Source organism: Porphyromonas levii DSM 23370, assembly GCF_000379925.1.
In the GTDB taxonomy this organism is placed as follows: Bacteria; Bacteroidota; Bacteroidia; order Bacteroidales; family Porphyromonadaceae; genus Porphyromonas_A; species Porphyromonas_A levii.
Genome location: NZ_KB904226.1, coordinates 1 through 1499 on the forward strand (window position 1 = coordinate 1; position 1499 = coordinate 1499).

At 38.2% G+C, this 1499-nt stretch carries 1 protein-coding gene; it reads right to left on the reverse strand.

All coding sequences use genetic code 11. The features are described 5' to 3' along the window. Nucleotides 1-607: 607 nt before the first annotated feature. Nucleotides 608-1315 (reverse strand): hypothetical protein, encoded by a 708-nt coding sequence (locus tag A3GG_RS13690; protein WP_018357565.1) that lies wholly within the window; start codon nucleotides 1313-1315, stop codon nucleotides 608-610. Between the last annotated feature and the right edge of the window lie 184 nt (nucleotides 1316-1499).

Here is a 1499-nt window from a genome sequence, read left to right on the forward strand (position 1 = left end):
AGAAATCCTCTGTAAAAGCTCATATTTAGAGCTTTTACAGAGGAGAATAATCAAAAAACAAGGCGATTTTTCAAGCTAGACAAGACGAAAATCTGCAAAAAGTCAGTCAAAAACGTCTAAACTCGAATGTGCAACAGTCTCTTGAAACGAGGAGCGAAGCGACGAGTGAGGGCGTGGTAGCGAGGAATTCTCTTTCCTCTCCCCCTTTTCCCCTCCTTCCTCTGTATCTCTGTCGGCGGCATGCCGCCGACAGAGATACAGAGGAAGGAGGGGAAAAGAAGGTTTTATACAAACACCCTCCCACGGCCTCGGGCTTCGCCCTCAACCGTGGCATAGTGTGTTGATACTTTATTAAAGAAAAACAGGGCGAATAACTAACTACTCGCCCTGTTTTTCTTTAATAAAATACACAATGGATGTCTTTATCTTTTCTCTTTCCTTATTTTTGTTAGGTATATCGAGCTAAATATTGCTGTGAATATCATTAAAGCTGATATACCGACCTTAAATAGTTCTGATTTTAGAGCAGACTCAAACAGTAAAATAGTCAATAGTAAACATGAAACTAGGCATGTTATTAATATAATTTTATTATTGCCTCTCATCTCTAACAGAAAGATGCTGCACCAACTAACCCACCAGATATCCCGCCTGCTATTCCACCTGCTGTTGTTCCTAAACCAGGGATTACAGATCCAGCTGCGGCACCACCTAAGGCTCCCGTTCCTGCACTACCAACTACTTCTGCAGCACACCTTCCCCAATCATCCCATTGTTTTTTTACCCATTGTTTAGCAGAACTAATCCAGCTTCTGAGTTCAGTATCTTCTCCGCTATACTTGAGGGCAATAATATCTGCTGATACATATGAAGCAATTTCTAAAGCAGTAGATTCTTCTTGTGTTAAGTTTGCGTTATTTCTAACAATAGAAAGTAGTGCTTCAGTATAATTTTCTTTTGAAGAGTACTCAGATGGGTCTACTGACATCATCTGATTAAGGGTCGTTGTTGCTATTTGTGAAGCAACGTATTTTTGACTTTCTTCTATATGAGCGGATCTTAACATTGTCGCTTTAATCCCCATCAAATCAAATACCTTTTGATTTACATTATCAAGACCACATAGCGGATCTTCTTTATAAAGTTTTTCTGTTATCTGCGAGATTTGACTTCTATAATTGATTTTAATCTCATTCGTAGTCTCGGAAGGCATATCCGATGTACGCGTTTCGTTGCTACATGCGGTTAAACTAAGAACCGTCATTAAAGTTAGTATAACACCAACTCTTGTTGTAAGTTTTGTCAGCATTTTCATTCAGTTTGAATTGTTAGTAAATATTGTAATTTTGTTTGTATTCGACAAATGTACTTAAATATTTTATTTTATGCAAATATTTCTTTGGACCTAGCCCAAGTTTGACCCCTAGAGTATATTTTGAGGTGTTTTTTGGGCATTTTGAGGAGTGAAATGCTGATTTCATCGGGGTAGTTGTTTTTTA